The following is a 6667-nucleotide window of genomic DNA, read 5'->3' on the forward strand; positions in this document are numbered from 1 at the left end:
CCAGGGTCAGGGTGATGGCAACGGCCAACGGAGTCTTGATATGCACTGGGAATCCCCATTCCTGTTAAGAATGGGTCTGCACGATATGTCCGCAAGGTTGCATGGCCATGACATGCACCTGCACATTTCCGGTCACGCCGCTCCGGGGCCGGTTTGGGATTCGACACGCCAATCCGGCAAAATGGCCTCCTCTCTCTCCTTTCCCCCTTCCCGACCATGAAGATCGTCGAAGTGCGCCACCCGCTGGTGCAGCACAAGATCGGCCTGATGCGCAATGCCGCGCTCAGCACCAAGGATTTCCGCGAACTGGCCAACGAGCTGGGTACCCTGCTGGCCTACGAGGCCACCGCCGACCTGGACACCGAGCCGCACACCCTGCCCGGCTGGGCCGGCTCGGTGACGGTTCAGCGCATTGCCGGCGCCAAGATCACCGTGGTGCCGATCCTGCGTGCCGGCCTGGGCATGCTCAGCGGCGTGCTGTCGCTGATCCCGGCCGCCCGTGTCAGCGTGGTGGGCCTGCAGCGCGATGAGGAAACCCTGCAGCCGGTGCCCTACTTCGAGCGCCTGACCGGCCGCCTGGAAGAGCGCGACGCACTGATCCTCGACCCGATGCTGGCCACCGGCGGCACGCTGATCGCCACCATCGACATGCTCAAGCGCGCCGGCGCCCGTCGCATCAAGGGCATCTTCCTGGTGGCCGCGCCCGAAGGCATCGAAGCAGTCAAGGCCGTGCATCCGGACGTGGAGATCTACACCGCGGCCATTGATGCCCAGCTCAACGACAAGGGCTACATCCTGCCGGGCCTGGGCGACGCCGGCGACCGCATCTTCGGAACCCGCGTCGGGTAATCCCGGTGAACGGGTCGGGTCCCTCTCCGCAGGAGAGGGCTCTGATCCGCCAACCACTCGCGGGCGCGCTTCGCCGCGGCACGTGAACGCCCGTGGACGCGGGCGTGGCCGACGCGTGATCCTTCACGTGGCCTTACCGGTCGGAAGCGAATGCTCCGCGCACCCGCCACCGCTTGGAGCATTCCGATGAAAGCCGCTTTCCTGCTGGCCGCCGTCCTGCTGGTTGGCCTGCCCCTGGCTGCCAACGCCACCACCCCGCAGCAGCAGCGCATGGCCGAATGTTCGGCCAAGAACAAGGGGCTGAAGGGTGATGCCTACAAGACCGCGCAGAGTTCCTGCCTCAGCGGCCACGCCGCGGAAACCAAGGCGGTCAATCCACAGCAGGAACGCATGCGCAAGTGCAATGCCGACGCGGGTGCGAAGAAGCTGGCAGGCGATGCGCGCAAGACCTTCATGAGCAGCTGCCTGAAGGCGTCGTAACGAGAGTGATGTAGAGCCGAGCCCACGCTCGGCTCTGCCGTTACCCCAGGGCGCGCGCCTTCAACTCGCCCTGTTCGTGCAGGGTCACGAAACGTCCCTTGTCATCACGGCCCAGCTGCGCCAGCGCCACCTGTGGGTCGTGGGTGAAGAACAGCCGCACGTTGCGCGCCAGCTTGTCTTCAAGGAACTGCCGCTTCTCGTCGATCAGCAGCTCGGCGTTGCGGTCGTAGCCCATGGTGATCGGCACGTGTACCCATGAGCGCCCCGGAATCAGGTCGGCACAGAACACCACGCCACCGTGCGCATCTTCACCGGCATGCGCATGACCAACGATCTCGGCCAGCATCAGCCCCGGCGTATGCCCGTCGCTGTAGCTGAAGCGCACGCTGCGGCCAAGTGCCTTCGAGTACTCCCCCTCCACCACTTCCAGGCGGCCACTGGCCTGCAGCAGGCCGGGCAGCTCAGGAATGAAACTGGCCCGATCGCGCGGGTGTGGCTGCACGGCGCGCTGCCAGTGCTGCGCACCGACCACATAGGTTGCGTTGGGGAACAGCAGCTCGGGCTCGCGCCCTTCGCTCCATGCCGCCAGCAGGCCGCCAGCATGATCGAAATGCAGGTGGCTGAGCACCACCACGTCGATGTCCTCGTGCTCGAAGCCGGCTTCGCGCAACGAATCGATCAGCACGTGCTGGCTTTCCTGCACGCCGTAGCGCTCGCGCATGCGCGGATCGAAGAACGCTCCGATACCGGTTTCAAACAGCACGGTCTTGCCTTCCAGCGGACTGGCAAGCAGCGCGCGGCAGGCCAGCTCGATGCGATTGAGCTCGTCCGGTGCCGCCCATTTTTCCCACAACGCGCGCGGCGCGTTGCCGAACATCGCGCCGCCATCAAGGCGTTGCGAGTTTCCACGAATAGACCAGAGTTTCATGTGTCGATTATCGGCGCCGAACCGTTAAATAATCGCTAGAAAGTAAACGGAAAACCCCGCCGCCGAAGACGGGGTTTCGATATCCGCCGAAGTGCCGGCCAGTGGCCGGCACTCCCACGTCAATGGGCCGGCACGACCTGGGCACTGCCCACCGGATTGCGCGGGTCGCTGCCGCCGAACAGTCGGTTCGCCTTGCGGTCCCATTCCACGGTCTGCAGGTTGCCCCACACGTGGCTGGAACCGCGGCCGCCTGCGGCGACATTGCCCGGCAGGTCGATCTTGTGGCCCATCGCCTGCAGCTGCTTCACCGTCGCCGCGTCGAGTGCATCGTCCTCAGCTTCGATCAGGTCCGGCAGCCACTGGTGGTGATAGCGCGGCAGCGCAGCAACCTGCTGCGCGTCCAGGCCGGCGTCGTAGCCGAGGATGCCCAGCAGCACCATGGTGATGATGCGGCTGCCACCCGGGGTGCCCAGCACGATCACCTTGTCGCTGTTTTCCATGAAGGTCGGCGTCATCGAGCTGAGCATGCGCTTGCCCGGCTTCGGCGCATTGGCCTCGTAGCCCATCACGCCGAATGCATTGGGCGTGCCTGGTTTCAGCGCGAAGTCGTCCATCTCGTTGTTCAGCAGCACGCCGGTGCCCTTCGGAATCAGGCCCGAGCCGTACAGCAGGTTGACGGTCTGGGTGGCGCCGACGCGGTTGCCGTCACGGTCGATGATCGAGAAGTGCGTGGTCTCGTCATCTTCCAGTGGCGTCGGGTTGCCCGACAGCAGGTCGCTGGGCGTGGCCTTCTCCGGATGGATGGTCGCGCGCAGGCCCTGCGCGTAGTCCTTGCTGGTCAGCACCTTCTGCGGGATCTGCACGAAGTCCGGATCGCCGAGGAAGAAGGTACGGTCGCGGTAGGCACGGCGCATCGATTCCACCACCAGGTGGGTGCGGTGCGCCGGGTCCATCTTCCTGATGTCCCAGCCTTCCAGGATCTGCAGCATGCTGGCCAGCGCGATGCCACCGGATGACGGCGGCGGCGCGGTGGTGATCTTCCAGCCGTTGTAGTTGAACACGATCGGTTCGCGCTGCTTCACGCGATAACCGGCCAGCTCTTCAGCGGTCCAGTTGCCGCCAGCCTGCTTCACGCCGGCCAGCAACAGCTTTCCGGTCTGGCCCTTGTAGAAGCCATCGAAGCCACCCGCAGCCAGCCGCTCCAGCGTCTGCGCCAGTTCCGGCTGCTTGAACAGGTCTCCGGTAGCGATCGGCGTGCCGTTGCGCAGGTAGACCTCGCGCGTGCCGGGATAGCGCTCCATCACTTCACGGCGCGAGGCATAGCCCTTGGCCATGCGCTCGTACACCGGGAAGCCTTCGCGCGCGATGCGGATGGCCGGCTGCAGCGAGGCCGACAACGGCAGCCTGCCGTGCTTGGCCGACAGTTCGACCAGCGCTGCAGGCAGGCCCGGGATGCCGGCCGACCAGGCGCCGTTGACCGAGCGGTCACGGTCCAGGTTGCCCTGCTTGTCGAGGAAGGCCTGCGGGGTCGCGGCGGCCGGCGCGGTCTCGCGCGCGTCCAGCATCACGTCCTTTCCGGTGGCCGCATCGTGCAGCAGGAAGAAGCCGCCACCGCCCAGACCGGAACTGATCGGCTCGACCACCGCCAGCGTGGACGACACCGCCACTGCTGCGTCGAAGGCGTTGCCGCCCTGGGCCAGGATGTCGATACCGGCCTGGGTGGCCAGCGCATGGCCGCTGGCAATGGCGGCGCCATCAGGGCGCTCGGCACGGACCGGGCTGCCGGCCCAGGCAATCGGGCTCAGCAGCAGGCCGAGCAGCAACAGGGGGCGGACGATCAGCGTCTTCATTCGGATGGGGGCTCCGCGTAGAGTTCGGGGTGATCGTGCTGCAGCTGGCGCAGCTTGGCCAGCAGCTGGTCTTCCGTTTCCACGATCTCCGGGTCCGGGTCGATGCACTCGACCGGGCAGACGACCACGCACTGTGGCTCGTCAAAATGACCGACGCATTCGGTACAGCGCGCAGGGTCGATCACGTAGATGGTTTCACCCATCGAAATGGCCTGGTTCGGGCAGGCCGGCTCGCAGACGTCGCAGTTGACGCAGAGCTCGTTGATTTTCAGCGACATGGCGATACTCCTCGCCCGCGCCTTGGGACAAAGGACCGGCCAGCGCGGGCGCGCGGGCCGGTCAGGTCATCAGCGGCACCCTTGCGGGGTGCCGCCCGGGCCATGCCGGAGCATGGCCGCCATGGCTCGGTATTACTTGGCTTCGACGAAAATGTACTCGGCGCCGGTCGGCTGGACCGCCGCCTGCACGCGGGCGTTGTCGGCCGACTGGCCGATGAAGACGACGCGCACGCCCTTCATCGAATCCGGCGCCACGTCCTTGAACACAGCCTGGATCATGTCAGCCATCTTGCCCGAGGCCGACGAACCGAAGGCCAGCATGTTGCCCGGCTGCACGCCACGGGCCACCGCCTGGGTCGCGCTCTCGGTCTGGCGCTCGTACTTGGCCTGGAAGTCCGGGTCCGATTCCGGCGAGAGGTAGTACAGGAACGGGCTGTTGCTGATGTTGCCCATGTTCTGGATGGCCACTTCCTGCAGGTACTTCTTCCAGCCGGCATCGTCATCCTTGGACGGCGCGACCAGGGCCTGCTTGGCCTCGTCGACAGGAGCGGCCTCTTCCTTCTTGCAGGCGGTGAAGGCCAGGGCCAACGAAGCGATCAGCATCGCGCGCATGGTGGTGTTCATGGGTTTCCTCCCGGAATGGTGCGTGGTGGTGTACGTAATGGGGTGCGGGTACAGCGGGGCTTACGACTGTGCCGCCTTCGCTTCGCGGACCTTGCGCAGGGCTTCGAGCACCGCGGCCGGCACGAAGCCGGACACGTCGCCACCCAGGCGGGCGATCTCGCGGACCAGCGAGGACGAAATGAAGCTGTGCTGCTCGGCCGGGGTCAGGAACAGGGTCTCGACCTCGGGGATCAGGTGGCGGTTCATGCTGGCCATCTGGAATTCGTATTCGAAGTCGGACACCGCGCGCAGGCCGCGCAGCAGCACCCCGCCCTGCACCGAACGTACGAAATGCGCCAGCAGGGTATCGAAGCCGATGACCTCGACATTGCCGTGATGGGCCAGGGCGCCGCGTGCCAGCTGCACGCGCTGCTCCAGCGGCAGCGCCGGGCCCTTGGACGGGCTCTGCGCCACGCCGACCACGACTTTTTCGAACAGCGGCGCGGCCCGGCTGACCAGGTCGATATGACCGTTGGTGATCGGATCGAATGTGCCGGGATACACGGCAATGCGGCGGTTGGCCACGGTCATGGGCGGATGCAGATGTTCAGATGAGGTCAAAGTGTAGCAGTGGCGCGGCGGTACAGGGCAAAGCGCACCTCGCGGGTGCCGCCCTCGCGGTGCAGCAGCCAGTCCGGCGGCAGCACCGGCACGTGGCCGGCCGGCGATTCCAGGTACAGCCAGGCATCGGCGGCCAGGTGCCGCGGCAGCTGGGCCAGCACGTCCTGCCACAGGCCATCGGCGAACGGCGGGTCGATGAAGACCAGATCGGCCTGCTGCGCCTGCGCCCCTTGCAGCCAGCGCAGGGCATCGGCCTGCACGACGGTGACCTGGCCGGAGGCCTGCAGCTTGGCCACGGCCGCGGTCAGATTGCGTCCCAGCTGCGCGTCGCGCTCGACCAGGGTGGCGTGGGCGGCGCCGCGCGAGACCGCCTCCAGGCCCAACGCGCCACTGCCGGCGAACAGGTCCAGCACCCGCGCGCCGCCCAGCTTGGGCATCAGCCAGTTGAACAGGGTTTCGCGCACGCGGTCGCTGCTGGGTCGCAGCCCCGGCAGGGTCGGCACCGGCAGGCGGGTATTGCGCCAGCGCCCGCCGATGATGCGGACCTGACCGTCATTGCCCCCACGGCCGCTCACCGGCGCCCCCGGCGGGAGGTATTCAAGAATTTCAGCATGAGTGGGATTGTAGTTCGGCCGGCCCGCGGCCGGCACCCGCAGAGGCCGAAGCAACAGCCAGAGCAACGGCAAAAGCTGGTTCCCTGGGGGTAGGCGGGGTAGGTCAGCCTGTGGGGGACGCCGTAAACCCGTCCATGGGGGCTTGGCCGCGGCATCCATGCCGCGGACACCCCCACAACCTGACCCACCCCGCCTTCGACAGTTTCCTGCGAGCTGTCGGAACGACTCTTGGGGTCAGATCCGTTTTCCTGCGGAAAACGGATCTGACCCCAGTTTTATTTCGATATCTGACAGATGTGTCGACCAAGGTCGACACCTACCAACAGCCGCGTGAACCTGTCAGAGGCGGGGCACTGTGGGTTCGCGGGGTGTGAGCCGCATGGATGCGGCGACCAAGGCTACATGGACGTACTTGCGCCGTCCCCGCGAACCCACAGTGCCCCG

The 6667-nt window shown here is 66.5% G+C and carries 8 protein-coding genes; 2 read left to right on the plus strand and 6 right to left on the minus strand.

All coding sequences use genetic code 11. The features are described from left to right. Positions 1 to 216 precede the first annotated feature (216 nt). Positions 217 to 849, plus strand: coding sequence for a uracil phosphoribosyltransferase (gene upp, locus R5H29_RS05400; RefSeq protein ID WP_164145083.1), 633 nt, complete (start codon positions 217 to 219; stop codon positions 847 to 849). Between the two features lie 186 nt (positions 850 to 1035). Continuing rightward, complete coding sequence (locus R5H29_RS05405) at positions 1036 to 1329, plus strand: PsiF family protein (RefSeq protein ID WP_019661214.1); 294 nt, start codon at positions 1036 to 1038, stop codon at positions 1327 to 1329. Between the two features lie 40 nt (positions 1330 to 1369). Here R5H29_RS05405 and R5H29_RS05410 read toward each other — a convergent pair whose 3' ends face one another. The 6 genes from R5H29_RS05410 to rsmD all read right to left on the minus strand — a co-directional run bounded on the left by R5H29_RS05410 (position 1370) and on the right by rsmD (position 6184). Next, complete coding sequence (locus R5H29_RS05410; RefSeq protein ID WP_019661213.1) at positions 1370 to 2257, minus strand: MBL fold metallo-hydrolase; 888 nt, start codon at positions 2255 to 2257, stop codon at positions 1370 to 1372. 119 nt (positions 2258 to 2376) lie between these two features. Beyond that, positions 2377 to 4107, minus strand: coding sequence for a gamma-glutamyltransferase (gene ggt / locus R5H29_RS05415; protein ID WP_207049292.1), 1731 nt, complete (start codon positions 4105 to 4107; stop codon positions 2377 to 2379). Next, the gene (locus R5H29_RS05420) at positions 4104 to 4385 is read right to left on the minus strand and encodes a YfhL family 4Fe-4S dicluster ferredoxin (protein ID WP_010484376.1); all 282 of its coding nucleotides are present in this window, start codon (positions 4383 to 4385) and stop codon (positions 4104 to 4106) included. The genes ggt and R5H29_RS05420 overlap by 4 nt, the downstream gene beginning before the upstream one ends. A 132-nt stretch (positions 4386 to 4517) precedes the next feature. After that, entirely contained in the window at positions 4518 to 5009 is a 492-nt protein-coding gene (locus R5H29_RS05425; RefSeq protein WP_010484374.1) for a hypothetical protein, read from the minus strand. Positions 5010 to 5069: 60 nt separating this feature from the next. Then, a complete protein-coding gene (gene coaD / locus R5H29_RS05430; protein ID WP_005416145.1) occupies positions 5070 to 5579 on the minus strand; it encodes a pantetheine-phosphate adenylyltransferase in 510 nt (169 codons plus the stop codon). A 26-nt stretch (positions 5580 to 5605) separates the two neighbouring features. After that, positions 5606 to 6184 (minus strand): 16S rRNA (guanine(966)-N(2))-methyltransferase RsmD, encoded by a 579-nt coding sequence (rsmD, locus tag R5H29_RS05435; protein WP_134730648.1) that lies wholly within the window; start codon positions 6182 to 6184, stop codon positions 5606 to 5608. Positions 6185 to 6667 lie beyond the last annotated feature (483 nt).

The sequence above is a fragment of the Stenotrophomonas sp. A3_2 genome, from assembly GCF_036624925.1.
In the GTDB taxonomy this organism is placed as follows: Bacteria; Pseudomonadota; Gammaproteobacteria; order Xanthomonadales; family Xanthomonadaceae; genus Stenotrophomonas; species Stenotrophomonas hibiscicola.